At 34.7% G+C, this 26,634-nt stretch carries 23 protein-coding genes and 1 pseudogene; all 24 read right to left on the reverse strand.

Features of this window, described 5'->3' with window-relative positions:
- Positions 1–6: 6 nt before the first annotated feature.
- The 24 genes and pseudogenes from BUC17_RS11245 to BUC17_RS11360 all read right to left on the reverse strand — a co-directional run bounded on the left by BUC17_RS11245 (position 7) and on the right by BUC17_RS11360 (position 26,519).
- Entirely contained in the window at positions 7–1,254 is a 1,248-nt protein-coding gene (locus tag BUC17_RS11245; protein WP_073364484.1) for a hypothetical protein, read from the reverse strand.
- Between the two features lie 14 nt (positions 1,255–1,268).
- Positions 1,269–2,513, reverse strand: coding sequence for an efflux RND transporter periplasmic adaptor subunit (locus BUC17_RS11250; protein WP_073364487.1), 1,245 nt, complete (start codon positions 2,511–2,513; stop codon positions 1,269–1,271).
- 2 nt (positions 2,514–2,515) lie between these two features.
- Positions 2,516–3,763, reverse strand: coding sequence for a heavy metal-binding domain-containing protein (locus BUC17_RS11255; protein WP_073364489.1), 1,248 nt, complete (start codon positions 3,761–3,763; stop codon positions 2,516–2,518).
- A gap of 2 nt (positions 3,764–3,765) precedes the next feature.
- On the reverse strand, positions 3,766–5,019 hold the full coding sequence (locus tag BUC17_RS11260; protein ID WP_073364492.1) for a TolC family protein: 1,254 nt from the start codon (positions 5,017–5,019) through the stop codon (positions 3,766–3,768).
- Positions 5,006–8,233 (reverse strand): annotated as a pseudogene (locus BUC17_RS14330) (efflux RND transporter permease subunit). The gene BUC17_RS11260 and the pseudogene BUC17_RS14330 overlap by 14 nt, the downstream one beginning before the upstream one ends.
- A 6-nt stretch (positions 8,234–8,239) precedes the next feature.
- Positions 8,240–8,710 carry a heme-binding domain-containing protein gene (locus tag BUC17_RS11270; RefSeq protein ID WP_073364496.1) on the reverse strand — a complete coding sequence of 157 codons (471 nt, stop codon included), beginning with the start codon at positions 8,708–8,710 and terminating at the stop codon, positions 8,240–8,242.
- Position 8,711: 1 nt separating this feature from the next.
- Positions 8,712–9,425: a DUF3347 domain-containing protein gene (locus BUC17_RS11275; protein WP_073364499.1), complete on the reverse strand. Its 714-nt coding sequence runs from the start codon at positions 9,423–9,425 to the stop codon at positions 8,712–8,714.
- Between the two features lie 13 nt (positions 9,426–9,438).
- Positions 9,439–10,098, reverse strand: coding sequence for a class I SAM-dependent methyltransferase (locus BUC17_RS11280; RefSeq protein WP_073364502.1), 660 nt, complete (start codon positions 10,096–10,098; stop codon positions 9,439–9,441).
- Positions 10,099–10,105: 7 nt separating this feature from the next.
- Positions 10,106–10,915: a hypothetical protein gene (locus BUC17_RS11285; RefSeq protein WP_073364504.1), complete on the reverse strand. Its 810-nt coding sequence runs from the start codon at positions 10,913–10,915 to the stop codon at positions 10,106–10,108.
- Complete coding sequence (locus tag BUC17_RS11290; protein ID WP_073364507.1) at positions 10,915–11,412, reverse strand: heavy-metal-associated domain-containing protein; 498 nt, start codon at positions 11,410–11,412, stop codon at positions 10,915–10,917. The genes BUC17_RS11285 and BUC17_RS11290 overlap by 1 nt, the downstream gene beginning before the upstream one ends.
- Before the next feature lie 86 nt (positions 11,413–11,498).
- Positions 11,499–11,981: a TlpA family protein disulfide reductase gene (locus tag BUC17_RS11295; protein WP_073364510.1), complete on the reverse strand. Its 483-nt coding sequence runs from the start codon at positions 11,979–11,981 to the stop codon at positions 11,499–11,501.
- A 65-nt stretch (positions 11,982–12,046) separates the two neighbouring features.
- Complete coding sequence (locus BUC17_RS11300; protein ID WP_073364512.1) at positions 12,047–13,102, reverse strand: YncE family protein; 1,056 nt, start codon at positions 13,100–13,102, stop codon at positions 12,047–12,049.
- Positions 13,103–13,113: 11 nt separating this feature from the next.
- On the reverse strand, positions 13,114–13,986 hold the full coding sequence (locus tag BUC17_RS11305; protein ID WP_073364515.1) for a DUF3347 domain-containing protein: 873 nt from the start codon (positions 13,984–13,986) through the stop codon (positions 13,114–13,116).
- A gap of 193 nt (positions 13,987–14,179) precedes the next feature.
- Positions 14,180–14,557, reverse strand: coding sequence for a hypothetical protein (locus BUC17_RS14010; protein ID WP_073364518.1), 378 nt, complete (start codon positions 14,555–14,557; stop codon positions 14,180–14,182).
- Between the two features lie 59 nt (positions 14,558–14,616).
- Entirely contained in the window at positions 14,617–16,608 is a 1,992-nt protein-coding gene (locus BUC17_RS11315; protein ID WP_073364521.1) for a heavy metal translocating P-type ATPase, read from the reverse strand.
- Between the two features lie 10 nt (positions 16,609–16,618).
- The gene (locus tag BUC17_RS11320) at positions 16,619–16,984 is read right to left on the reverse strand and encodes a DUF3703 domain-containing protein (RefSeq protein ID WP_073364524.1); all 366 of its coding nucleotides are present in this window, start codon (positions 16,982–16,984) and stop codon (positions 16,619–16,621) included.
- A 2-nt stretch (positions 16,985–16,986) separates the two neighbouring features.
- Entirely contained in the window at positions 16,987–17,343 is a 357-nt protein-coding gene (locus BUC17_RS11325) for a hypothetical protein (protein ID WP_073364527.1), read from the reverse strand.
- Between the two features lie 25 nt (positions 17,344–17,368).
- Positions 17,369–18,619: an efflux RND transporter periplasmic adaptor subunit gene (locus BUC17_RS11330; RefSeq protein ID WP_073364530.1), complete on the reverse strand. Its 1,251-nt coding sequence runs from the start codon at positions 18,617–18,619 to the stop codon at positions 17,369–17,371.
- Positions 18,620–18,630: 11 nt separating this feature from the next.
- Positions 18,631–22,947 carry a CusA/CzcA family heavy metal efflux RND transporter gene (locus BUC17_RS11335; protein ID WP_073364533.1) on the reverse strand — a complete coding sequence of 1,439 codons (4,317 nt, stop codon included), beginning with the start codon at positions 22,945–22,947 and terminating at the stop codon, positions 18,631–18,633.
- Positions 22,948–23,044: 97 nt separating this feature from the next.
- Positions 23,045–23,377 (reverse strand): DUF6660 family protein, encoded by a 333-nt coding sequence (locus BUC17_RS14295; protein ID WP_073364536.1) that lies wholly within the window; start codon positions 23,375–23,377, stop codon positions 23,045–23,047.
- Between the two features lie 186 nt (positions 23,378–23,563).
- On the reverse strand, positions 23,564–24,223 hold the full coding sequence (locus BUC17_RS11345) for a P-loop NTPase family protein (RefSeq protein ID WP_073364538.1): 660 nt from the start codon (positions 24,221–24,223) through the stop codon (positions 23,564–23,566).
- The gene (locus tag BUC17_RS11350) at positions 24,207–25,016 is read right to left on the reverse strand and encodes a hypothetical protein (protein WP_073364539.1); all 810 of its coding nucleotides are present in this window, start codon (positions 25,014–25,016) and stop codon (positions 24,207–24,209) included. Before BUC17_RS11350 ends, BUC17_RS11345 begins: the two co-directional genes overlap by 17 nt.
- Positions 25,017–25,109: 93 nt before the next feature.
- The gene (locus BUC17_RS11355; protein WP_073364540.1) at positions 25,110–25,412 is read right to left on the reverse strand and encodes a helix-turn-helix domain-containing protein; all 303 of its coding nucleotides are present in this window, start codon (positions 25,410–25,412) and stop codon (positions 25,110–25,112) included.
- Positions 25,413–25,679: 267 nt separating this feature from the next.
- On the reverse strand, positions 25,680–26,519 hold the full coding sequence (locus BUC17_RS11360; protein ID WP_073364541.1) for an RteC domain-containing protein: 840 nt from the start codon (positions 26,517–26,519) through the stop codon (positions 25,680–25,682).
- Positions 26,520–26,634: the final 115 nt, after the last annotated feature.

Below are 26,634 nucleotides of genomic sequence, written 5' to 3' on the forward strand. Positions count from 1 at the left end.
ACTGAATTATTGAATTGATTTTGCTATTTTTTCCATAATTGAATGGTCTGTGCCAAATTTGCAAATCGCATCACAATTGGCCCTTAATTCTGAAAAAAGGATATACCTGATGTTCATTTTTGAATTTTTTATAGCAGGCCTATTGAGTTGCTGGATAACATCTTTTTCGCGGCTGTCAGGAATGATGATATAGAATACCTCGTCACCATCAGAAATGCTGAAATAAAGGTCTGACAGGCGCAAGATACCGGAGTAAATACTGGTGCTCTTTTCAACTTCAAATGCCCCAATGATATTGTTTGTTCCTTTTTCAAACCACAATACATCTATGAGTTTAATAGTGTTTTGCGTGTCTTTGTCACACGGTAATTCAGGAAATTTATTGATTGAGATAAACGAAAAACTTTGTGCATTGAAGGCCTTGCTCTTATCATTGCTTGCAGGCGTAACATCAAACCCTAATGACGCCCCAATTTTCAATAAATGGTATTGCATTTCACTATGCAGGCTATCTTCCTTTTTTTCTTCTATAATTTCTTTTTGGCGTTTTACTATGTTTTTTTCAAATTTATGACGCTCTTCTTCACTCAGATAGTCATCATTTCCTATGAGCATTTTTTGAGTGCCAATTTCAAAACACAAGCCTGCGATTGCACCTAAATCATTGGACAGTTCTGATTTGAATTTAGTGTTGGTTTCGATTAATGTTTCCCTGATTTTTAGGTATTCACTCCAGCTTCCGAGTTTCTTTTTATCCTTGAATAAAAAATTAAAACCGTTTACAATTGCCGTGTTGAAAGGCGGAAACCAGGTTGGGTGCAGGAAATACAGAATACTGGCTACGGCCGGACCAAGTCCCTTAATTTTTAGTTCGTCGAGTTTTACAATTTCCCTAAGTACCTGTTCTTCGTTTTTTGCATTAATGCAATTTTCCAAGAATTGGCCAAAAGCAATTTTATTGGTTTGATTTTCATAGATATCAGGAATTCGGAGTTTTGGTTTCCAATAAAAAGGATGTGAAACCCCAACAAATACCTGTTTTTGCTCGGCAATGCAATTCAGTACAAATTCTAAGCTGCTATTTTTAAAATCGTTTGGGAATGATTTGTTTTTGATATCTTCAACAACCTGAATAATTCCGCGGCGGATAGTTCTGAATGCCTTTAACCGTTGGTCATTGTCAACAAACCAAGTATTATAAACACTCTCTGTATCGTTTTTGTATTGCTGTATTATTTGATTAAAATTGTTCATCCTTACTGTTTAAATTACATTTTCATGCCTTCCATCGGGTCGCTGCCTTTGCGGAATTTATATTCGCTATTGATGGCATAGGCTCCTGTTATCACTACTTTTTGACCATTGGCAATTTTTGTTTTGATTTCTATCAGTCCATTGGTTTCAATTCCTGTTTCTACCATTAGATTTTCATAAACTCCCGGTTTTTTTTCTACCCAGATGTAGGATGCGTTTTCTTCTCTAATTACTGCATCGGTAGGAATGTAGATTCCTTTACCGCCGGAAATCATCAATTTTGCAATGGCCTGCATTCCCGGTTTTAAGATTAGATTTTGATTAGGGACTTCAAATCGAATCAACAGTAAACGGGTTTCCGGGTTTATTTCGGGATTGATAAATGAGACTTTAGCACTTATAGATTTATCCGGAAAATCGGCAAAAGTTATGGTAGCATTTTGACCTATTTTAAGACTATTGAAGTAGTTAATATTAACTTGTGTTTCGAGCCAGAGCTTACTTAAATCGGTCACTTTAATTATTGGGGTTCCTTCCATGACATAGCTCCCTTCAACGGCAGTTATTTCTGAAATTGTACCACCGACAGTGCTGTAAAATGTGGTATAGGGCGAAACATCTTTGTTGCTTTTTATATTTTCAATTTGAGTGTTGGACAAACCATAAAACAGGAGCTTTTGTTTGGCCGCATTCATTATGTTTTTTGCATTTTTTCCAAAATCACCGGGCATCTCCAATTGTTTAAAGGCAGTATAATAGTCTTGTTTTGCTATTGCAATATCTTCACTGTACAATTGATATACAGGCTTGTTTTTGGACAGGTAATCACCAGTAGATTTGAAATACAATTTTTCAATTCTGCCCATTGCTTTTGAAGAAATGGTTTTTGATTCTTCTTGATTGAAAGTTAAAACACCGGTGTACTTTTGTTCTACATTATTTTGGGTTTGTTCGATAACCTGAGTTGTGATATTACCTAGTTGAATTTGTTGCTTACTTAAACTTATTTGGTTCACCTCATTATCATCTTGTTTTATGGGTGTTAACTCCATGTGGCAAATAGGACACTTCCCGGGTTTGTCTTCTTTTACTTGAGGATCCATAGAACAGGTATAAAAAGTTGTTTCTTTCTTATCATGTTGTGAGTGGTCTTCTTCTTTTTTACCATGCTGAGAATGGTCTTCTTTTTTAGGTGAATTACAAGCTGTAAGTACCATGATAAGCAATAAAAAGATGCGTATTAGATTTAATTTTTTCATACTTACTCTGTTTTAATAAAGCTTTCGCTATCGATTAAATATTGGGCATTTTTTGCAATAGTGTCTTTGACTGAAATACCATCAATGATTTGAATGTATCCGTTCATTTCAAATCCTGTTTTTACCGGTATTGCTTTAAAACCATTTTGAGATTTGATAAAAGCGATTTTTTTATTACCGGTACTTACTAATGCGTCTTTTTGAACCCAAACACTGTTTATTGACCGTGTTTTTATAACACCTTGCAATCTCAATCCTATTGGCAATTTGAGTGTGTTATTGTTTAAATAAACTCTTATTCTATTGGTTTTGTCGGCGGCATTAAATTGTGTTTCAATAAAATTGATTTTGGCCTCTATTGAGTTCTCCTCATTGAGTTCAGAAGTTATTTTAATGGCTTGATTAACCTTAATAAGACTACTGCTTTCTTGTGCAATATTGAATATTCCCCAAACTTTATCGGTATTTACTAATTTAAAAACAACCTCTCCTTTTTTGACATAGCTTCCTTCTTTTAAGTCAAGCTTTTCAGTACTGCTGTTTATACTTTGCATCCCTGAATTTGATGATGCATCCATTGTTTCTGTTCCCATGACAATTCCATTTGAAGGACTGAAAATGGCTAATTTAGGATTGGCCTTTTTGGAATTAGCTAAAGCGTTTATTTGATTTTGAGTCATACCATAAAGCAATAGTTTTTGTTTTGATGCCTCAATAATTGGACGGTTATCACTATCATTTGAAAGTAAATAAATGAAGTTTTCTTGCTCTGTTAAAAGTTCTGGACTGTATAAATCAAATAGTTTTTGTCCTTTGCTAATGCGCTGGTATTTAAAATTCACGTATATTTTTTCTATTCGTCCACTTATTTTTGCTGCAATATTTATGGCTGAATTTGGGTCATAAGCGATAATACCCGGAAGATTGATTTCACCGCTTATGGTTGAATCTACTGCGGTAGTGGTTTGAAACTTGCCCACTACAAAGTTATCCGTTGGCTTGATGACATTATCAATATTATGGTCTTCATTAGAATGATTGTCGGTAACTTTTTTTACTAAAGTCATTCCGCAGATAGGACAGTTTCCCGGTTTGTCTCTAATAATTTGCGGATGCATTGAACAGGTATAGACAACGTTTTGATGAGAGCTTGCGTCATGTACTTCAGGTTTTATGACATAGAAATAAATAGCAGAACCGATTATTGCTATTATACCTAGAATCAAACCATATTTTATATACTTATTCATAGTTACTTAATTTCGAGTTGTTTTTCGATTTCGACCTGAGTGTTGAGTATGGACTGCAATTTGTCGAGAGCGTCCATTTGGGCCATGTTCAAAGCTTCCCATGCGTCTAAGACAATGAACAAATCGCCGGTGTTGTTTTGCCAAGCTAATACCGCTGTGTCATAATTTTTGCGCAATGAAGGGATAATGCTTTTTTCGGAGATAGTGTATTGTTTTTTGAGGTTTGAAAGTTCTGTATTCATGCCCGAAATCATTCCAACTGTTTCATTTAAAATCATTTGTTTTTGCCAATTGAGACTTTCATTTTTAATTTGAAAGCTACTGATATTGGCTTTGTTCATTTTAGTTGACCAAGGCATAGGAATAGTTATCATACCCATCAGTGAAAATTGTTGTGGTTGCTGTCCAAAAGCAAACATGTGGTCGTATTTGACTCCAAACTCTGGTAGAAATTTTGATTTTTCTGCATCAATTTTCAGTTGGTTTACTTCCATGGTTCTTTTGATGGCATTTATATCACTTCTGTTTTTGGAAATTGATGAGGTGTCCAATAGTTGTGAATTGTATTCCTTTAGTTCGAATGCTTCTTCAATTTCAAACACCATATTTTTATCTCTTGACATTAGAGTGTTGAGCATAATTCTTTTTTGTGAAATATCATTCTGAAGCATTATAATCATACTTTCTAACTCATTATATTGAGATTTTGCTTTATAATAAGTGGGGAGTTTATCCATATTGTACTGGTATCTTATTTCCATGCTTTTTATCATGTAGTTTAAGAGTAGTAAATTATCATTGGCTACTTTGACTTTTTTATTTAGTACAAGCCATTGATAATAATTTGTCTTGGCTATGGCATAAAGCTGATTTAGAGTGTAATTTTTGTTTTCTTTTTCAACAGACGACATGGCGCTCATGTACTTGTATTCAGCATTTTGCTTTTTGGCATTGGGAATCATTTGTGAGACTCCAATCATATAACTGCCCATGCCAGGACTCATATCATCTGCTTTCCACATTTTGGTATTGTAGGGCGTCATAAAAAAACCGGTTTCTACTTGAGGTGCCATCCAGCTTTTAGCCCCTTTTGCAGCAGCATCCATACTTTGGATATCGGCATCATACATTTTTAGCTGCGGATTATCGGTTTTGATTGTGCTCAAGATATTATCCAGTGAAACAATCTGTGCATTAGCAATTGTAAAGCTTAAAATCAAAAAGCTTATAACGATATAATATTTATTCTTTAACATCTATAAGTTCTATTTTGCCTTTAGTTTTTAATTCGTGAAGTTTCACCATTTCAAAAACAATAGGAGTTACTAATAATACGTAAATTGTAGAAGTAATTGTCCCACCAATAAGCGGAACTGTGATAGGTAGCATCACATCGGCACCAGTCCCCGTTGCCCAAAGTATTGGGATAAGACCAAACAAAGAAACCGAAACCGTCATTAATTTTGGTCTCAATCTTTTGGCTGAACCATCGACGATATATTGTTTCAAGATGTCTTCAGTAATGGTTTGTGAACTGTTCCCATATTTTTCGACCATTTTGTTCATCGATTCATTCAAGTAAATAGTCATCAACATTGCTGTTTCAATGGCCATTCCGAAGAGGGCAATAAAACCAACTGCAACTGCAACAGATAAATTAATTCCATAAAAGTAGACCATAAAAACACCACCAATTAAAGCAAAAGGTACTGTTATCATAGTAATTAGAGATTCTTTCATGGAGTGGTAAGTAAAATATAAAATAAGGAAGATAATTATCACCACAATTGGTAGTATGATGCTTAGCGTTTTATTGGCTCTCAACTGATTTTCCCACTGGCCACTCCATTCAATGTAATATCCTTTTGGCATTTTAGACATCATTGAATTTAATTTTTTCTGAGCTTCTTTCACAGTACTACCTAAATCTCGATCACGTACATTAAACAGCACACTTCCCCGAAGCATGGCATTTTCGCTATTTATCATAGGCGGCCCATCGCTTATTTTTACCTCTGCAATGGTTTCTAAAGGAATTGGGCCATATTGCATCGTTTGGACTTGCAATTTTTTCAGTGCATCAATACTGTTTCTATATTCTTGTGCATATCTTGCATTTACAGAGAAGCGTTGTCGTCCTTCAATTGTAGTTGTCAGTTTCATTCCTCCGATAGCTGCTTCAACAACTGCATTAATATCGTCAATTGAAAGGCCGTATCGTCCCAACATTTCCCTTTTGGCTTCAATATCGATGTATCTTCCGCCGGTAATTGGCTCTGCATATAAATCTTTTACACCCGAAGTACCTTCGAGTGCTTTTTTGATTTTTTGAGATAGTGCATTAATAGTATCTAAACTTTCTCCGTAAACCTTAATCCCAACATCGGTTCGGATACCGGTAGAAAGCATGTTTATTCTGTTAATGATAGGTTGTGTAAAGCCGTTGGTTACTCCAGGAATTTGAAGTTTATTGTTTATTTCGGTAATGATGTCATTCTTCGTTTTTCCTTCTCTCCATTCACTTTGAGGTTTTAATAAAATGATGGTTTCAATCATGCTGATAGGGCTGTTATCTGTAGCTGTATTTGCTCTACCGGCTTTTCCCAATACATGGTCTACTTCGGGAATTGATTTTATTAGTTTGTCTTGAACCTGCAATATTCTTTTTACTTCCGAGTTGGAAACATCGGGCAAAGTAACCGGCATGAAAAGTACAGAGCCTTCATCCAACGGTGGCATAAACTCGGAACCTAAGCGAGTAAACATCACTAAACCAATTAGTAAAGCGACTATATTAATTCCTAAAACCGTTTTCCTCCATTTCAAACAAAAAACTAAAATTGGAGTATATATACTTTCCAGTTTTCTGTTGATTGGATTTTTATTCTCAGGGCGAAGTTTGCCTTTTAATAAAAAGCTTATAAGCACCGGTGTGAGTGTGATGGCTAAAAATGCATCAACGATAAGAATGAAAGATTTAGTCCAAGCCAAAGGGCTAAACAACTTTCCTTCCATACCTGTGAGTAAAAAAACCGGCAGAAAAGAAGCAATTACGATTAGTGTTGAGTAAAAAACACCCGGTCCTACTAACTTTGATGATTTTTCAATTAGTTGAAGTTTTTCATCAGAGGATAAAGGGTCGTGTTCCTTTTTAAATAAATTTTTAATTTTTTCTATCATCATACCAATTTACTTGTTATCAATCATTTCTTCTTGTTTCTCTGAGATTGTCCTGTAGGCGTTTTCAACCATTACAATTCCATCATCCACAACAACTCCAATAGCGAGTGCAATACCGGTTAATGACATAATATTAGATGAAATACCAAATGCTTCAAGCAATATGAAGCCAATTGCTACGGATATAGGAAGTTGAATTAAGATTATAAGGGCGCTTCTCCAATGGAACAGAAAAATTAAGATAACGAGTGAAACTGCTATCATTTCTTCTATAAGTGTTCCCTTGACAGATTCAATAGCTTTTTCGATTAACTCGCTTCTGTCATAGGAAGTTTTAAATTTCACTCCTTCGGGCAATCCTTTTTCAACTTCTTTCATCTTTGCTTTAACCGCTTTGATGACTTTATCAGCATTTTCGCCGTAACGCATTACCACTATACCGCCTACGACTTCCCCAGTTCCGTTTTGGTCAAAAATTCCAAGGCGTAAATCTCCACCCATTTGTACTGAACCTATGTCTTTTACCTTCACAGGGATAGAATTGTAATTTTTAATCGAAATATCCTCGACATCTTTACTGTTCTTTATGTAGCCTAAACCTCTAATGATATAAGACATATTACTCATTTCAAACTTTCGGCCGCCTACATCATTGTTATTAGCCTTAACAGCATTCATTACTTCCATCATACTGACATTATAATACTGCATTTTTAGTGGATCTAAAACCAATTGATATTGCTTTTCAAAACCTCCGAATGAAGCAACTTCTGCTACACCGGGAACTGTTTGCAGTGCAAATTTCACATACCAGTCCTGTAAGGCTCTTTGCTCTCCCAAGTCCATTCCATTGGCTTCTAAATGATACCAAAAAATGTGGCCAACACCTGTTCCATCTGGACCTAGGGATGGAACTACATTTTGGGGCAATAAGCGTTGTGCATAGTTTAGTCTTTCTAAAACTCGTGTTCTTGCCCAATAAACATCAACATCATCTTCGAAAATTATATAGACAAAACTCATCCCAAACATAGATGCTCCACGAATGTTTTTTACTTTAGGGATTCCTTGTAAGTTGGAAACCAAAGGGTATGTTACTTGAGCTTCTATAACCTGTGGACTTCGACCCATCCACTCTGTAAATACAATCACTTGATTTTCGGATAAATCAGGAATTGCATCGATAGGGTTTTGTCTTACGCTGTAGATTCCCCACACAAATAATCCTGCAGAAACAAGTAGCACAATTGCTCTGTTTTTTAGTGAGAATGTTATTAGTTTTTCTACCATATTTCCTTATTTTTCAGATAAACTGTTTTGTTTTATTGAATTAATCCAGGTTATTAATTCCTGTTTTTGGACTTCATTAATTATTGCATCGCGATGTAATAGGGTATATGAAGTTAATGGCATTTCATCCGATTTAATTTGTTTACCGATGGCTTCTAGTTTACTTTGCTGCTTTCGATTGGAATAACTGCCAAACTCGTTAAAGTTTAATTCTTCTTTCCCCTCCTTAATATGTGACTCTACAAACATTCTGGCGGGTTGAACGTAATCATACCACAAGTACTCGGTGTTATTGCTGTGGCAATCGTAACAAGATGTCTTGATTAGTTTTGAAATATTGCTTGGCGCATTGGTTGTAATAAGAAAATCATTTGTATAATCCTGCCCCGGATTTTGATTCAGAGCAGGCTGATAGAATTGTATTGCTATCAATACCAAAAAAAGAGCAATGCCTACTTTTTTTAATTTCCTTTTCATTTTATAACGTTTTTTTCACACTACCACATGTTAGCATTTTAGAGCCGTAGAAAGGATTTTTTATTTCTTTGGTTTCGCTGATCCAAATGGCACCTTTACCGTCGTCATACATTGGACAATGGTCTTGATACAATTTTTTGTTTGAGCCTAAAAGTTTTATTAAATCATTGATGTCTTTACTTAGTATTGCAAAATGTTCACGTTGATGGGCTATTTTTCCTGCGTTGTCTCCGATATGCTCAGCATGTTCCTTAGCATCGCCAGCAATGTCTGTATATTCCTTTTTCTGGGCAGCCGTTAAACCGGATGCGTCAGCGGAATTGAACGTTTTATACAATTCTTTACCTGCGGTGGCAGCACCGTTTGCATCATCTTTGGTGAGTGCATTCTTGATTTTTAGATAGTTTGCAATGATTTCGTCGGTAGAGAATGCAGATGTTGCATTTGCTGCAGTTTCATCAGCTGTGGGTTGAGCCGCATCATCATGGGTGCTATCATGGGCCGGCTGACCTTGTGCAACCGGCTCTGTTAATTCCATACCACATTTGGAGCATTTTTCTCCTTTTTTTCCTGTTACTTCAGGGTGCATTGGACAGGCGAATAATTCGTTTGAACCTGCTTGGGTTTCTGTTGCATTGGTTTCTGTTTCTTTAGCTTTATTGTTACACGATACTATTGTTATCGCTAAAAAAGCTGTTAAAAAAAGTGTTTTCATGATGTAATATTTTTTAGTTATTAATTATTTTTTCTGCTTTATAATAAGAATAAGTGCCTATTGATGTGTTTATATAATCTACTTCCAGAGCATTTTTAAATCCTGTATCAGTAATGTATTTTATCATTAATCCATTTACATTATCAGTGGTAGTTTTGAAACCGTCTAATAATTGAACTAAGTAAAAGGAAAACCGCATCCATTTTGTTTTTGCTTTACCCCAATCTCCAATGATTAATTCTCCATTAGGTTTAAGTATCCTATTAATTTCCAGCAAGCATTTTAATTTTGTAATCCTATCTAACTGATGAAAAACAAGCGAACTATATACCTTGTCAAATGAATTGTCTTCAAATGGTAGTTTATTTCCATCATACAAAAAAAGCTGAGCCTTAATTCCGTACTTTTTTAATTTATACTCTGCTATTGACTTAATCTTAGGATCGATGTCAACGCCTTGTATGTTACAATTAGGAAAGCGCTGTTTTAGAATAATGATGTTTTGTGCGGTTCCAAAACCAAACTCTAATATTTTCTCATTCTCTTGAGGATTGACAAAATCTACTAACTTGTTTCTGAATTTTTTCTCAGGCATAGTTAATTTGATTGCTAAATCGTAATAATCGCTTAAAAAATCATAACCTAATGCCGGAATAAATTTTGTTGTACTCATCTTGGTTTTATTTTGTTAAATCGAAAAAAGTATAGTACAGATTGAAATAAAATCCATTCGGTGCTGAACGTACCATTGAACTTAGCAGTTCTTGGCGGTATGCTAAGTCCAATCTTGCCTGGCTATTGAAAATAAATTGTATTGCAGGTACCACATCTAAATAGGATTTGCCATTTTCGTTAATTGTTTGACCAACAAATTCTACCATTACATTAATATTTGTTTGCTTGTAACTGGTGTATTTTTTTGGATACATCAATTTTCCAAATGATAAGGTATAATTGGTGGCATTGTCACCCATATTATCAGGGAAAGGATAATCAGGTTTGTTGTCAAATGCTTTTTCAAAACTTACTGAAGAACTAATTGCCAGTTTTTTAATCAACTTAGTGGCTACAAATCCACCTTCGAAGCCTGTGTTGTGTCCTAAGATTTCTATTTGCTCTTGGTGAATGTCAGCATTATTGAAACTATATCTTCCAAATGCTGCCATCCGGAAATGACTGTTGAGGTCATCGGAGGAATAGAAACGATATTTTGTGTAAAAACTACCTCCTTCGGTAACCAGTTGGTTGCTTCTGTTACTTATAAAAGCAGAAGCCCGGAACATGATGTTCTTGTTAAGTCCATAAGTTACTTCGGGCATGAAATGGTAATTGTAGCCTGATTTCATTTCTTCTTTGAAAAGCGACTGCATCACATTAACTGCCAAAGAATTTGCCGGAACATTACTGGCCGGATCAGTTACCACGAATAACTCCTGACTAGTAATGTTTTGGCTGCTTATTGAAATTAAAAATAAAATAATCTTTCTCATTAATTCAGAATTTTAATGTGGAAATCATCTTCATTGTTTGAAGCATACGTTTCAACATTCTTGTATGATTTGGATAATTTTTTGAATTCCTTTTCAGTCACATAGCCTTTGTCTACTACCTGAAATTGTATTTCGGTGCCGTTGGCCGTGTTATTATTAACCAAAATATAAGTACTTTGGGTTATGGTTTCAGGTTTTGCTGTCAATACTAATGTTCCGATAAAAAAACCTGCTTTCTCTACTTTTTCCTTAAATACTTTTGGGCTTAGCGTATTGCCCTCAGTAAGGGTTACTGTAAAGGTATTGGTATTTAAATCGGTCTCTACTTTAACTACTTCCGGAAGTGTTTTTAACTGTTTGTTTATGGCATTGGAGCACATAGAGCATGTTAAACCCGTAGCCCTGATTTCGGCTTTCACAATTTGTGCATTACTTTTCATTGAAAACATCAAAGCGATTGATGCTGCTATTACATAGACTTTATTTATTTTATTCATCTGTATTTAATATTTGTTTTTTAATTGAAGATGGAACGCCTACTAAATCTCCTTTATATCTAAATAATGTTAATGGGCGTTTCATTTTACTCTTTTATTAATTTTATTATTTCTTCATCTGTTGGATTTTTTGCTAGTAGAATGCCATCGGGATTGAATAAGTACTTTGATGGTAATTCTTCTACTCCGAAAACTAAGGCTGCCTTAGCCTCAAATCCATTTGGGTCGATCAATTGAGTGAATTTTATTTTGTCTTTTTCAATTGCTTTTAGCCATTTATTGATATCGGTGTCTATTGATATGCCTATTATTTCAATTTTGCCTGAATTAATCTCATTATGCAGTTTCACTAATTTTTTATTTCCCAATCGGCAAGGTGCACACCAAGATGCCCAAAAATCGACAAGCACATATTTTCCTTTAAAAGATGAGGTAATTACCTCACTATTAGTATTGCTTTTCAGTGTAATTGATGGTATAGAATCACCCACTTTAATCTGTGCTTTAGTTGAAAACGTGAAGATTATAAATAGTGTGATGAAGTATTTTACTTGATTTTTGATTAACATAATAGTACCATTGTTTTTTATAAAACTAAGCCCTATGCCGACATAAGGCCTAGTTTGTTAAAGTGTTACATTTTTATAACAATCCCGTTTGGCTTTCTTCCAACGTTAATCGTTTTTGTTACTGAATGATTGGTGGTGTTGACTACTGAAACTGTATTAGCCGTTTGATTAGTCACATAAGCAGTATTACCGTCTGTTGTGAATGCTATTGCATGTGCACCGGCACCAGTATTAAAAGAACTTCCATGCATCCACATATTCATTCCTGCATCCCAAGTCCAATAATGCACTTTTCCAGCCATTGGATCTGAAACCCATAATTCATTTTTAGGACCGTTATATGATGCTATTCCGGGCATGAAACCTAAAGTAATTGTTTCGTCTACCGAGTTTGTAGCTACATCAATTACAGAAATAGTTTGTCCATCTTCGTTGTCTACATACATTTTATTATTACTTCCTGTCCAGGCACCTACAGGATTGTCTCCAACAGCAATTGTTGTGATTATCGCTTTTGTTGAAGTATTTATCACTGTTACATTGTCATCATCACCATTTGCCACATAGGCTTTTGTGCCATCGGAAGAAAATGTTAGTTCAGCAGCCATCATTCCGACATCGATTGTATTCAATAAGGCATTAGTAGTAGCATCATATACCAAGACTTTGCTATTCATTTCATCCATTTGAGGTACCCAAATTTCGTTTCCGTTAGGAGAATAAATAGAATTGTGGTTCATTAACGGAAGGTTGATGTTTTTTATAATTGACCCATCCATGGCATCAATAACTAATAATTTACCATTCATCCCTGATGTATTTAATCCTGAATGCCCTGCACTCAAATCCATTCCAGGAACACCAATTGCCAGATGATCTTGGTGTGATGAAATGTGATGTGGCCACATAATCATATCTGAACCGCTACCCATTAATTCTATAGTTCCGGTTACTTCATTAGTACTTAACTTGACTACTGAAACGGAACCATCTTCTCCGTTTACAATGTATGCCGCCGGATAATCGACATTTAATGTCATATCCATATTGTCATCGTTGTTATTACAAGAGGTTAAAAATAGTGCTCCAATAAATGAAGCTATCATTGATAAATTTTTCATATTTTTTTAGGTTATTTAATAGTTTCTACTGTTTTTCCACAGTTTAGCATCATTGACCCATAATATGGGTTTTTTACCGCGTTTTCTTTGCTCAACCAATTGGCTCCTTTACCATCGTTATACATTGGGCAGAATTGAAAGTAAACAGGGACTTCGTATTTTGCTGCTTTGATTAATGTGTATATGTCTTTTGACAATGTGGTAAAGTGATCACGCTGGTGTTTTACATCTTTTGTATCAGCTATGTGTTCAGCATCTTCTTTTATTGGGTTTACAACTTTCATCCAAACCATGTGCGCTTCCATATCAAGCTTGTCCATTTTGACGTTATTTACAGCTGTTAAAAGTTCTTTAGAAGCTGCTGCAGCTTTTGTTCCATCAGAAGTAATCAAAGCATCTTTCAATAAAAAATAATTATCAAATACTGCTTTTAATTGATTTTCATTTTGAATTACATTAGTAGTTGTTTCAGAATGGTTCCCGTGATTGGAATGACTATCGGTGCCAGCAGTAGTTCTGTTTTCTTCTTTTACAGGAACTTTTGCTACTCTATCGTATTGACAACAGCCGTGAAGATTATTGTAAACCTCATCAGGGGCAAGAAATTTATCACTGTCATAACCTGCTAACGCAATTCTTTTAAGTATTTCATCCTGATTTGTTACACTAGCATCATAAGTTAATGTTGCCATTTGGGTTTCCTGGTTCCAATCTACTTTAGCAATTTTTTTAATACTTCCTGCTTTTTCGATTGTAGTTTCGCACATTCCACAGTTACCATAGACTTTAACTGTTTCGGTTTTTGCATTTTTTATTTGTGCGTTGATAGAAGTTGATAGCAACATTACAGCTGCTATCATTATTTTTATAAATGAGCTTTTCATTTTAAATAATGTTTGAGTAATCAAAGTAGTTTACCTTGATTGATTTGTTAAATAATTTTGAATAAATAACAGTTGTGAAAGCAATGGTATTACAACCCAAATAATGGCGTAGCAAAAGGTATTCTAAAACTGTTGTTAATTGGATAGCAAAACGCTATGAATTTGACACACTTATGGCCGTCAAAAATTGGATTTAGCTTATTTTAGGGATTAGCCAAATGGAATAAAAACCATCGGAGATTGATGGTGTAGTATATAAAAAATTGATTTTTTCGAATGAAGGAAAGTTAAAGGCAGTCAGCTGAAAACTAATTTCGGGTACGAAGCTTACCGATGAAGTAGGGCAAGTTGATGAACAACCGCAACCGGAATGCCCGCATTTGCCGCCACAACCCTTGTTGTCTTTATCTTTTGTATTTTCATCAGCGCAACAGCTCTTTTTTTGTGTTTTATTGGATGAAATTTCTTTTTTGCAGGAACTCTTTTCTGAACCTTTACCACAAGCAAAAGCATTATTAGGCATGAGGAACATGCCTAGTAAAACTACAAGTATGATGTGGTATTTTTTCATATAAATATTAAAACAATACAAAACTAACTAAAAATTATTGCTTTATGTTAAAATTGATGTTAAAATCTCATTCTCTGAATTCTAACTGCGTTTAAAATAGCTAACAAAGCTACTCCTACATCGGCAAAAACGGCTTCCCACATTGTGGCTAAACCACCTGCACCAAGTACTAAAACTATTGTTTTTACAGCAAATGCTAAAATAATATTTTGCCAAACAATTTTCTTGGTTTGTTTGCCAATATTGATAGCCATTGGAATTTTTGAAGGCATGTCATCTTGAATAACTACATCGGCAGTTTCGATTGTGGCATCACTTCCTAAACCACCCATTGCTATTCCTACGTTACTTAACGCTACTACTGGTGCATCGTTTACACCATCGCCGACAAATGCTACCGTTTCATTTTTAGCAATGATTTCTTTAACTTTATTCACTTTGTCTTCGGGAAGTAAATCTCCAAAAGCATTTGTAATTCCGAGTGATTTTGCTACAAACTGCACTACGGTATTTTTATCGCCACTTAACATTATGGTTTTTATACCTAGTGCTTTTAGTTTATCTATTGTGATTTGTGCATCTTCTTTAATGCTGTCGGCAATAGTTAGATAACCTACGAATTTTTTATCGTAAGCTACAGCAATTAAGGTATAAACGATACTGGTTGGATCAATATCATACGAAATAGAAAATTTATCCATTAGTTTGAAATTTCCAACCAATAATTCATTTCCGTTTACTATGGCTTTAAGTCCGTGTCCTGAAATTTCTTCTACGTCTTTTAAAATAATGGTACTATCAATTTTTCCAACATATTGATGAATGGCTGTTGCAACCGGATGTGTACTTTGACTTTCTAAGGCATTGACCAATTGCAGTATTTCGGTTTGATTAAAATCGGAATTAAAAACGACTTCTTGCACTTTGAAAACACCTTCGGTCATTGTGCCTGTTTTGTCCATTACGACGTTTTGAATGGAAGCCATTACATCGAGGAAATTACTTCCTTTGAATAAAATTCCGTTTTTAGAAGCAGCTCCAATTCCGCCAAAATATCCTAACGGAATACTGATGACTAACGCACAAGGACACGAAATAACCAAGAACACTAATGCACGGTACAACCAATCTCTAAATTGATAATCCGCTACAAAAAGCATTGGAACCACACAAATTAAGATGGCTAAAAGCACTACAATTGGTGTATAAATTTTGGCAAACTTGCGTATAAATAATTCGGTTGGTGCTTTTTTTGCTGTGGCATCTTGCACCATTTCGAGTATTTTGGATAGTTTGCTATCGGTGTAAGCGGTTGTTACTTTTACTTGACAAACCGAATTTAGGTTTATCATTCCTGCTAAAACGGTTTCTCCTTTTGCTTTGGTATCGGGTTTGCTTTCTCCGGTAAGTGCTGCTGTATTAAATGAAGCTGTATCGGAAAGTAATTCGCCATCTAAACCCAATTTTTCGCCTGCTTTGAGTTGGATAATATCTCCAATTTTAGCTGTTGCTGCTTTGATTGTTTTGGCTACATTATTTTCTAAAATAGTAACTTCATCTGGTCTTTGGTCGAGTAAGGATTTTATATTTGCTTTGGCTCTTTGAACTGCAAGTGTTTGAAAGACTTCGCCAACAGCATAAAACAGCATCACGGCAACACCCTCTGGAAATTCTGCAATTGCAAAAGCTCCAATAGTTGCAATACTCATTAACAAAAATTCTGAAAATATCTCTCCTTTCTTTATAGCAACTAAAGCTTCTTTGATTACAGGAAAACCGACTGGTGCATAAGCAACAACATACCATATAGTTCGTACCCAACCTGTAAACCACGATTGTGGAAAGTAGTTATCGAAACCAATGGCAACCATCAACAAAACAAAACTTATGATTGCTGGAACAAACATTTGAAAGGTAGATTTATCTTCGTTGGAATGGTTATGGTCGTGTACATCATCATCAGAATGATTATCGGGTTTTTTATTTATTTTTTCTTCTAATGTGCAACAAAGTTGTTTTCCTTGTGCATCGTATTTGTGTTGATGTTTCATAATTCAATTATTAAGAATTTGAATTTATTATTTTTTGTATGTCTTTCGGAATTTCCATTGGTTTTAAAGGTGGCACGTTTGCACCACCAGTATTACCAACAGGAATATGTCCAACAAATGATTTTACACCACCTATCAATAATCTTGGTATTTGACCAATTACCTCATTTGTACTTTTAATCTTAATACCAAATTGTAACATTTTCCAATGTACAAATGTATGCTCGCATGGATATTTTTGAGCTATTATATGTGCACGTTCCAAATGATGCCAAGCATTTTGAAAATCATTTAGTTGTAAATTATCCTTAACTAATTCTAACTCTTTTTGATAAAAAGGAATTAGCTTATTTGGCATTATCGTATTAAATTTCATGACTAAGCTTTACAACAACCATCTAAACTTTCATACGCTTTTGGATCTGCTTTTACTTCATCTGCATCATAACCTAATTTAGAGATACCTTCTTTAATTGTTTGTAAAGTAGTTTTCTTTGAATTGTAATAGATTGTAAAAGTCATCGCTTTATCATCTAACTCATACATTTTTATTCCTTTTATTTTAAGCATTTCTGTTTTGAATTTTAAACCACACGTTTCACATTCTTTACAATGGTCGCAATGAAAGAAAGTTTTTATGACTGCTTTTTGAGTAGTTTTTTGTGCTGAAACTAGATTTGTTGAAAAAAATACTATTGCTAAAAAAGCGATTGATTTTAAAATTGAATTTTTCATGTTATTTATTTTAAATTATTATTTATTAATGTTCGTGTTCGCCACCACCTTTTGATGTTGCCAGCAAGTAGAAAGCTCCTTTAATTACTATTTTTGCATTGGCAGGAATTTCTTCAACTAATTTTATTTCAGTATATCCTAAATCGGTTGTTCCTGGTATTACTTCGATGGCTTTAAAGTGAATTTCGTTGTGTTCTTCCTCTTCGCCTTCAGCGTGCTCATTATGTGCTTCGCCCTCTTTGTGATTGTGTTCTTCTTCTTTTACTTTTGGAGTTTCTTCTTGGTGTTCTTCTTGAATGTAAATGTAATATTTGTCTCCATTTCTAACAATAGCATCTTTTGGCAAAGCTTGAACTGTTTGATTAGTAATGTTGATATTGGCGGCTACATACATGCCGGATATTAAATCCTTGGCATCACCTGGATTAATTTTAGCATGAACTGCTACCGTTTTACTTTCGTTAGAAAATGATTTATTGATTCCAAATATTTTTCCTCTGATTGATTTATTGGATTGATTGGTCAATACAAAATCGACTTCCTGACCTACAGAAATTTTACCTAAATCTTTTTCAAAAACATTCAAATCTAAGTGCATTTGGCTGTTATCGACCACTTCAAAAAGTGTCACTCCTGTTTCTGCAAAAGCTCCTTTGGTAATGCTAATTTTACCCACATAACCGCTTATAGGCGAAACAATAGGAATTAAAGAAGTGCTACCTTTTAAACTAACATTCAAAGCCTGCAGCTTGTTTTTTGCGGCTTGTGCTCTTGCTCTTTCAACTGCTAACTTTGACTTAACTTCTTGGAATGTTTTACGCGGATTTACATTTTCATCACTCAACGTTTTTTGGCGGTTGTATTCTAATTGTAGGTATTCAATATTGGCAATTGCCGAATTATAATCTTCCTGCATTTCTGTAACTTCCAGATTTTGGATGGTTGCCAATGTTTTCCCTTTGGCCACATAAGTACCTTCTAACACATAAATATCTTTTACGACACCACCAATTAAGGTTGATATATTTGCCATATTCTGAGGTGGAACAGCAGTATATCCGTTTGCTTTGATTACCGTATTGAGGTTTTTCATTACGATAGTTCCTGTTTCTATACCAATGGTTTTGAATTGCGCTTCTGTTAGTGCTACTTCGGTTTCCGATTTTTCTTCTTCGTGTGTTTCTTCGGTTTTCTTTTCGCCGCAAGAAGTAAAAAGTATTAAGACAAGAGTATTAAGTATTAAGAAAAACTTCGATTTTGATTTTATATTTTTCATATTATTGAATATTAATTATTGTTGAAAGATGGAAATTGCAATTGAATAGCACTTTGATTATAGGTATTAACAGCTTCTGCGTTTTGCTTTTTAATATCAATGGCTTGGTTTAAAAAACTGATGTAAGTCCAATAACTCATATCGCCATTGGCGTAGCTCTTTTGTGCCGTTGTAATAATTTGGTCTGCATATTGCAATCCTTCGTTTTGGTAATACGCCACTGCTTTTTTCTGCTTTTCAAACTCGTTTTGTAGTTCCTCTTTTTGTAGTTTTAAAGTCAGTTTGCTTTTATCCAATTCTAATTGCGATTGCGAAATACTTATCTGCGAAGCTTTCGCTTTAGCGGTATTTGCTCCACCAAATAAAGGAATTTGTACACCAGCAGTAAATCCTTGAAAATACGATTTTGTTTCAATGGTTTGCCCGAAATAACCTAATCCTAGCCTCGGTGTACGCATTGCTTTGAATGTATTAGCTTCTTTTTGATAGACTGTAATTTGCTGTGTGTAATAGTCGTTTACCAATCCTTCCACTTTAGCATTATTCACATCAGTTGGGTTTGCATATTTCAGTGGCGTTGTAGCATCTGGAATTATATTTTCATCGGTTTGAATGAAGTATTGTAATTGCTTTTGATATACAACCAAATCATATTCTAATTGTGCTTTTTGGGTTTCGATTTCCTTTACTTTAGCTTTGGCACTTATGACTTCAATATTACCACTTTCGCCTGTTTGAAAACGAAGCTCTGCATTTTTAAGGAATTTGGAATAAATGTCGAACAATTCAGTATTCAGTTTTTGAATGGAAACACCGTATAAATATTGATAATACGCAAGTGTTACCGCTTTTTCGATTTCATATTCGGTTAATGCTTTTCGCTTTTCAGCCAATTTTGCTAATTCTTCTTGTAATTGTCTATTGGCTTTTGTGATTTTACCAATAGGAAAGTACTGTTGAATGGAAACATTATGGTCGTAATCAACATTGTTGAATTGTCCGCCTTGGTATTGTACTTGCAAAGGATCTACTTGAAATGCAGTTTTTTTGAGGACGGTTTGTTTTTCAATTTCCTTGTCGGCAATTTTTAAATCGATGTTATTTGCTTTTGCTTTTTCAATGGCTTTTTCTAGCGTTATGGTTTGGCTATTTTGAGCAAATGAAAAGCTACTTATTAATAAAACTATTAGTGTTACAATTGGATTTGACATTTTTTTTCTTCTTTTAATTCCCTTTTCAAAGAGTAAATACAAAATTGGTAAAACGATTAAGGTTAGTAATGTAGCCGAAACCAATCCGCCAATTACTACAGTTGCTAATGGTTTTTGAACTTCGGCTCCGCCACTTGTTGACAATGCCATTGGTAAAAACCCAAGTGAAGCTACCGCAGCAGTCATTAATACCGGTCTAAGTCTGGTTTTTGTTCCGATTAAGACACGTTGCATTGGGTCGGTTATTCCTTCCGTTTTAAGTTGGTTAAAATAAGATATTAGCACAATTCCGTTTAAAACAGCAATTCCGAATAAAGCAATAAAACCAATTCCTGCCGAAATACTAAACGGCATTCCGCGTAACCATAGAGCAAAAACACCACCAATTGCTGATAATGGAATGGCTGTGAAAATCAGTAATGATTGCTTCATACTGTTGAAGGTAAAAAACAATAAAACCAAAATAAGTCCTAAAGCAATTGGTAAAGCTACCGAAAGGCGTTTATTGGCTTCCACTAGATTTTCAAATTGTCCACCATACGTAACATAATATCCTGCTGGAAGTTTGAAATTGGTGTCTAACTTTTGTTGAATTTCCTCAACAACACTTTTTATATCACGACCACGAACATTTAGACCAACTGTAATTCTTCGCTTTCCATCTTGACGAGATACTTGTACAGGCCCTTGTTCGTAACTGATGGTTGCTACTTGGGAAAGGGGTACTTGTTGACCGTTTGGCAATGGAATAAATAAATTACTCACATCGGTTATATCACTTCTATTAGCCTCATTCATACGAACCACTACATCAAATCGTTTGCTCTCTTCATAGATTTTACCGGCGCTTTCTCCGGCAAATGAGGAACGAATTATTTGATTGATATCGACAATATTCAAACCGTATAAGGCTATTTTATTGTAATCGTATTTGACTGTGATTTGCGGCAGACCTACAACTTTATCAGCTTTTAAGTCACCAACACCTTCAATTTTACTAACTTTTGAAATCAATTCTTTGGCTTTTGTATCTAAAATCTCTAAATCATCACCAAAAATCTTAATGGCTATATCGCTTCGGCTTCCTGTCATTAACTCGTTAAAGCGCATTTGAATAGGCTGTGATATTTCGATATTCGCTCCTGGAATAACTTCCATTTCTTCTTTCATCAAATTGGCTAAATCTTCCCAATTATCGGCAGAAGTCCATTCGCTTTTGTCTTTCAGTACAATAATAAAATCGCCACTCTCAATTGGCATTGGATCGGTTGGAATTTCTCCACTTCCGATTTTTGTTACAATGGTTTTTATTTCAGGGAATTTTGCTTTTAGGATTTTCTCATATTTAGTAGTTGTTTCTACCATTTGTGTTAATGAGCTTCCGGTCATAATGGTAACATTAATGGCTAAATCACCTTCTTCAATGGTTGGAATAAATTCGCCTCCCATATTTTGAAAAGTTATAAGTGCCAAAGCAAACAACCCTAATGAAATAGCCAAAACTGTTTTTTTTAATCGTAATGCTTTTTCTAAAAATGGTGCATATATTTTCTCGAACCATGCCATCATTCTATCGCTAAAGTTTGGCTTATGCTCTGTGTTCTTGGATAAAAACATTGCACTCATCATTGGAACATACGTCAGTGATAAAACAAATGCTGCGATTACTGCAAAGCCTACCGTCATTGCCATAGGTTTGAACATTTTACCTTCAGTACCAACTAATGCTAAAATTGGTAGGTATACAATTAAGATTATGATTTCTCCAAAAGCTGCACTGTTACGGATTTTAGAAGCTGATTTATATACTTCACTGTCCATTTCAGTTTGGGTTAAATTATTTTGTCGTTTGAGTTTTTGCAAATGGTGCATTGTGGCTTCAACAATGATTACAGCACCATCGACAATAATTCCGAAGTCGATTGCTCCTAAACTCATTAAGTTACCACTTACGCCAAAATAATTCATTAGAATTACCGCAAAAAGCATAGATAATGGAATTACAGAAGCAACTATTAAACCTGCACGAAGATTACCAAGAAATAAAATCAAGACAAAAATTACTATTAATGCGCCTTCGAGTAGGTTTTTAGTAACTGTTCCGATTGCATTATCAACTAATTTTCCTCTATCAATAAAAGCTTCAGCAACAACACCTTCGGGAAGTGTTTTATTGATTTGCTCCATTTTCTCTTTTACTCTTTCGTTTACCGCTTTTGAATTTTCACCTTTTAGCATCAATGCCATACCACAAACGATTTCCCCTTTACCATCTTTTGTGGAAGCTCCATAACGCAATGCAATGCCTTCTCTAACGGTTGCCACATCCCTGACTAAAACCGGTGCCCCGTTTCTGTTTTTAATGACAACTTTTTCTAAATCTTTATTTCCTGTTGCCATACCGACACCGCGGATGAAATAGGCATATTGGTCTTTTTCGATGTAAGCTCCTCCTGTATTTTGATTGTTTTTTTCGAGTGCTTCAAAAATTTCAGTAATGGTTACTCCAAGACTGTTAAGCGTATTTGGGTTTACTGCGATTTCATATTGTTTCAATTTCCCACCCCAAGTACTCACTTCGGCAACGCCTTCAACACCTTGAAGCTGAGGAACAATAATCCAATCCTGAATGGTTCTTAACTTGATGGCGTCGTATTTATCTTCATACCCTTTTTTGGCAAAGACATCGTATTGGTAAATTTCCCCAAGACCTGTTGAAATTGGACCTAACTCTGGTGTACCTGCATAAGCTGGTATATTTTCTTCGGCTTGCTTTAAACGTTGGAAAATTTGCTCTCTTGCCCAATAGATATCGACATCATCTTTGAAAACAACTGTAACTACCGAAAGTCCGAAACGAGAGATACTACGAAGTTCAATTACTTTGGGGATTGTTTTTACGGATTGTTCTAAAGGATACGTGATTAATTGTTCTACTTCCTGACTGGCAAGAGTTGGAGCAGTAGTAATGATTTGCACTTGGTTATTGGTTACATCAGGTAACGCATCAAGCGGTAATTGTTTTATAGAGTAGCTACCAAAAGCTATTAGAACCAAAGTAAATAAAAGTATTATAAACTTGTTCTTTATACTGAACTGTATGATTTTGTCTAACATTGAAAATATTATAATGAATTAGAAAATTAGCAAAACTGCTTTTGCTATTATTTGTGAAAAGGTCACAACTTTCTAACCCGAAATTACTCGGGCATCGTTATACTATTTGAGGTGGTTGCCAGATACTTCCGTAGAAATTGGAAGTGAATTTAGAAGTGTACGAAGGTAACTGTGTTTTAATATTTTTGGAAACTACTGCAAAATTTACAGTTAAAATCTTAAAATAACTTACTATTTGAGAACCACAACAATTACAACTGCAAAAAGGAGAACATAAATCCTTTTCTTTATCGTGGTCATGGGATTTCTCATCGTGATTAGCTGAAACCTCTGCAGCTTTGTGTGCTGCACTACTGACTTCCATATCTGCACAAGGCAAACAAGATAGTGCCACTAGATAGATTGATAATATGTAGTTTAAGAGTTTCACGATTGTAAAAATAGTTAATTTTTATTAAGTACTATAAAAATTGTATTCGTTTGTCAATCTTATTTCTTTTGATGATTTTGTTTAAGATTTTTTAACTTTTTGGTAACTTATCACCGCATAAAGGATTAATTAAATTTACTCATCTTTTAAAATCCGTAAGTTTTTAGTTTTCAAAGAAATGATAGGTTAGCGTTTGTCTTTTGAGGTTGTTGGAAAACTGATGAGGTTGAACATATTTCTCATTCGGGATCGAAGACGGTTACCATAATGCTTTTCAATTTCAGATGCTGATAGATTGGTTGTTAAATGCGTTATGGATTTGTTATATATAAACTCTTCATACCTGCTGATTAGGATTTCGGCCATTACGTTGCAATCGTTACCAAAGTGTTTGATTTGTTGTTCGGCACCAAGGTCATCGAAGCAATAACCGGTTAATCGGGTTTGGTTGTTTGCCTTTTTTGTATAAGGTTCTAGTGCTTGATAGCCGTGTTTGGCAAATTCGAAAGCAACTTCCCGGCAAGTTTTGATTTTATAATCGGATGCTTGAAACGCAAAAGGTCTAATGAGGTGCATAATGGATGTTTTGCCGCAACCAATTGGACCGGACAACAAAATACCTTTTGATAAATCAATTTGGAGTTTTTGGGCCTCGCTTTGGTCTTTGATCATATAAATTAAAAGCTTGTAGAATGTTGGACAATCGTCTTGGTTAATTTTAAACGATTTTCCGTACTGTGCTTTTCCGTGATACTCGATGTAATCTAAGCATCGATTGAAATCATATACTTTGTCGTTATCTTCAACCGTAAAAGTATCTGTGATGTATTTACAGTGGTTCGCCATAGTTTTTTTGATTAGAAGTGTTTAAATGATTTGGCTGAAGCTCATTCTTTTTGGGATTGAACTTGTCGGTATTAATTATCCAATTGTTTGCTGAAGCTTTCCAGTCTTTCATTTTTGATTTGCCGCCCACAAGCCATCCTTTGCTAGTGTAATAGTTGAAAAACTTCTCTGCTTCTTGAATGGTGCTGCTTTTTTCGATGAAGTAGTTTTGAAGCTCATCATAATTAGGAGGAATATCATCCTGGTTGTACCTTTTTTTTTCGCGCAACTTTTTTTTTGGTTCCGATTCACTTTTAAAGTCAGGTTGAAAATTTAATTTTTCAATTTTTTTTGATTCGCTATTTATATCGTTTAAACTGTTTGTATTGTTTATATTGTTTGTATATATATATACCTGTTCAGTACTTGTATCATTACTAGTACAGTGCTGGTTCAGTACCGGTTCATCAACTTGTTCATTTTTTAGTTTTTTGGCTTCCTTGCGGGTGATGGGTTTTGTATAAAAATCGAGTTCCAATATTTCCACCATGCTGCTTTTGTATGGGTTGTAAGACGGAGAGTAGATTATATAGCCGTTTTTAACCAGATCCTTAATGCATTTGTGGTAAGTTGCTTTGGAACTTATTTTACTAATACGCATTAATTCGTCCCGGGAGATGCTGATGGGATTTACAAAACGGTTTTGATTCCATACTTGAAATATTGCAATGTAAAGACTTATGTGTGTAGGATTAAAGTCGTAATCGAGCACTACTTTTTCAAAAAAGCCGGAGAGGTGTTTTATGTAATTCATGGTAGTAGTATTAAAATTGAATTTTTAAGAATTATGACTTTTATACAGTCACATGCTTCGCATGTTCCGTAGCATTGGTTTGATGGTTCCATACTATTTCTCGAGCATTTTTTTAATGTCTTCGTATTTGTAGAAAATGATGCCGCCGATACGTTTGTAGTTGAGTGTACCATTGATGCGTAAGTTTTGTAAAGTGCCTGGGGAGATTTTGAGCAGCTTGCGGACTTCCGCTGATTTTAACCATTGTGCCGGTTGTTCTGTTTTTCCGAGCATTTCTTGAATTTCAGACAGTAGTACATGACTGAAGTTTAATAGGTCCTTTTTCGTGATTGGTTGATGACTTAGTAGCTCTAAATTATCAACTTCCGGAAACAATTTTCTTGGGTGTAAGTTCATAATGAAAGTGTTTTATTTGTTATGTGACAAAACAAATTCATTTGCTAATTTTTTATTCCCAAGTTGAACCCAAGTTGGGAACGATTTTAAGTCAAATTAGATTAAACACTTTGATTTTATTGGGGTTTCAGATTTATAATTTCACTCCTTTGAAATAGCTTGATTGGTAGAACAGTACAAAAAATAATCAAAACTGAAAGTAGATAGTATTTTCCCAAGTTGTTCCCAAGTTGGGATAAATTAAAACCCTAGTCGCAGACCAGGGTTTTAATTGTCTTCCTCAATCATCTTTTGGTTGAGGTTTTCTGAAAGTGTGTTCAGAAATTTTGTTTTGTTGTTCTTTCTTGCTTTGATATCGAGATATGCCCGATACAATCCATCTTCAATATCAACGTTTAACATCCTACCTAAACACATTGCAATCTCTTTGATGTCATTATTGCCATGGTTGATTGCTTTGGATGCATGAAGCGCATAAACAAGCTCGATTAAGTCGACCTTAGTACCGGTCCAATTAAGATTTGATTTGGTGTTATAGAATAAGCTTTTGGAAATATTTGTCAGTTCCTCTATTCGTTCTTCGTAGAATTCAATAAGATTATCGTTGGCCAAAATTAAGGCCACATTATAATCGTATAAACTGCAGCGCCTAACATCAATATAAATTCTAGCAATGTGTTTGTTGATTGATTGTTTGGTTCCATACCTCGTAAAGTACATGTGATCATAATGTGTAAAACCGCTGCGGTAATACTTGTAAAACTCTTTATCCTTGGTTGATGCCTGATGACATTTGACAATTACATCTTTGTAATATTTGATTTTTAGTTTCCGGCTGGTGTTAGGTGCCTTGGATTCTATTTCCAGAATTTTGTGGTAATAAATGTATTTTGAGGTTAGTTTGCTTTTTAACTCCTTGAAAAAGAAAATTTCCTCTTCGATGTTTTTAAACTCATAACCCTCCAGCCAAATAAATAACTCATTGAGCTTTTCTTCCAAATAATTTGACAAATGTTTGGCTTGGCAAATTGGGGAATTATAAGTCGTTTCAGTTCTTAAAATTTCAGAATCAACCTTGCAAAAGAATTCACCACAAAATGATTGCATGATGTATAGTTTATATTGATTTGGTTTGTTTTGTGCTAAAATACTGTAATTTATAAAATAAAAAAGTACACAAAAAGTGTACTTTAAAACAATATTATTTGATATGGTTTAAAAC

Source organism: Flavobacterium fontis (genome assembly GCF_900129405.1).
GTDB classification, from domain to species: domain Bacteria; phylum Bacteroidota; class Bacteroidia; order Flavobacteriales; family Flavobacteriaceae; genus Flavobacterium; species Flavobacterium fontis.

What these genes read in the sequence shown, in the direction of transcription:
- BUC17_RS11245 (WP_073364484.1), bottom strand. Translation starts at nt 1,254, where the DNA reads ATGAACAATTTTAATCAAATAATACAGCAATACAAAAACGATACAGAG.
- BUC17_RS11335 (WP_073364533.1), bottom strand. Translation starts at nt 22,947, where the DNA reads ATGTTAGACAAAATCATACAGTTCAGTATAAAGAACAAGTTTATAATA.
- BUC17_RS11295 (WP_073364510.1), bottom strand. Translation starts at nt 11,981, where the DNA reads ATGTTAATCAAAAATCAAGTAAAATACTTCATCACACTATTTATAATC.
- BUC17_RS11315 (WP_073364521.1), bottom strand. Translation starts at nt 16,608, where the DNA reads ATGAAACATCAACACAAATACGATGCACAAGGAAAACAACTTTGTTGC.
- BUC17_RS11290 (WP_073364507.1), bottom strand. Translation starts at nt 11,412, where the DNA reads ATGAATAAAATAAATAAAGTCTATGTAATAGCAGCATCAATCGCTTTG.
- BUC17_RS11350 (WP_073364539.1), bottom strand. Translation starts at nt 25,016, where the DNA reads ATGAATTACATAAAACACCTCTCCGGCTTTTTTGAAAAAGTAGTGCTC.
- BUC17_RS11285 (WP_073364504.1), bottom strand. Translation starts at nt 10,915, where the DNA reads ATGAGAAAGATTATTTTATTTTTAATTTCAATAAGCAGCCAAAACATT.
- BUC17_RS11355 (WP_073364540.1), bottom strand. Translation starts at nt 25,412, where the DNA reads ATGAACTTACACCCAAGAAAATTGTTTCCGGAAGTTGATAATTTAGAG.
- BUC17_RS11345 (WP_073364538.1), bottom strand. Translation starts at nt 24,223, where the DNA reads ATGGCGAACCACTGTAAATACATCACAGATACTTTTACGGTTGAAGAT.
- BUC17_RS14010 (WP_073364518.1), bottom strand. Translation starts at nt 14,557, where the DNA reads ATGAAAAAATACCACATCATACTTGTAGTTTTACTAGGCATGTTCCTC.
- BUC17_RS11305 (WP_073364515.1), bottom strand. Translation starts at nt 13,986, where the DNA reads ATGAAAAGCTCATTTATAAAAATAATGATAGCAGCTGTAATGTTGCTA.
- BUC17_RS11280 (WP_073364502.1), bottom strand. Translation starts at nt 10,098, where the DNA reads ATGAGTACAACAAAATTTATTCCGGCATTAGGTTATGATTTTTTAAGC.
- BUC17_RS11250 (WP_073364487.1), bottom strand. Translation starts at nt 2,513, where the DNA reads ATGAAAAAATTAAATCTAATACGCATCTTTTTATTGCTTATCATGGTA.
- BUC17_RS11255 (WP_073364489.1), bottom strand. Translation starts at nt 3,763, where the DNA reads ATGAATAAGTATATAAAATATGGTTTGATTCTAGGTATAATAGCAATA.
- BUC17_RS11275 (WP_073364499.1), bottom strand. Translation starts at nt 9,425, where the DNA reads ATGAAAACACTTTTTTTAACAGCTTTTTTAGCGATAACAATAGTATCG.
- BUC17_RS11270 (WP_073364496.1), bottom strand. Translation starts at nt 8,710, where the DNA reads ATGAAAAGGAAATTAAAAAAAGTAGGCATTGCTCTTTTTTTGGTATTG.
- BUC17_RS11325 (WP_073364527.1), bottom strand. Translation starts at nt 17,343, where the DNA reads ATGAAAAATTCAATTTTAAAATCAATCGCTTTTTTAGCAATAGTATTT.
- BUC17_RS11330 (WP_073364530.1), bottom strand. Translation starts at nt 18,619, where the DNA reads ATGAAAAATATAAAATCAAAATCGAAGTTTTTCTTAATACTTAATACT.
- BUC17_RS11320 (WP_073364524.1), bottom strand. Translation starts at nt 16,984, where the DNA reads ATGAAATTTAATACGATAATGCCAAATAAGCTAATTCCTTTTTATCAA.
- BUC17_RS11260 (WP_073364492.1), bottom strand. Translation starts at nt 5,019, where the DNA reads ATGTTAAAGAATAAATATTATATCGTTATAAGCTTTTTGATTTTAAGC.
- BUC17_RS11360 (WP_073364541.1), bottom strand. Translation starts at nt 26,519, where the DNA reads ATGCAATCATTTTGTGGTGAATTCTTTTGCAAGGTTGATTCTGAAATT.
- BUC17_RS11300 (WP_073364512.1), bottom strand. Translation starts at nt 13,102, where the DNA reads ATGAAAAATTTATCAATGATAGCTTCATTTATTGGAGCACTATTTTTA.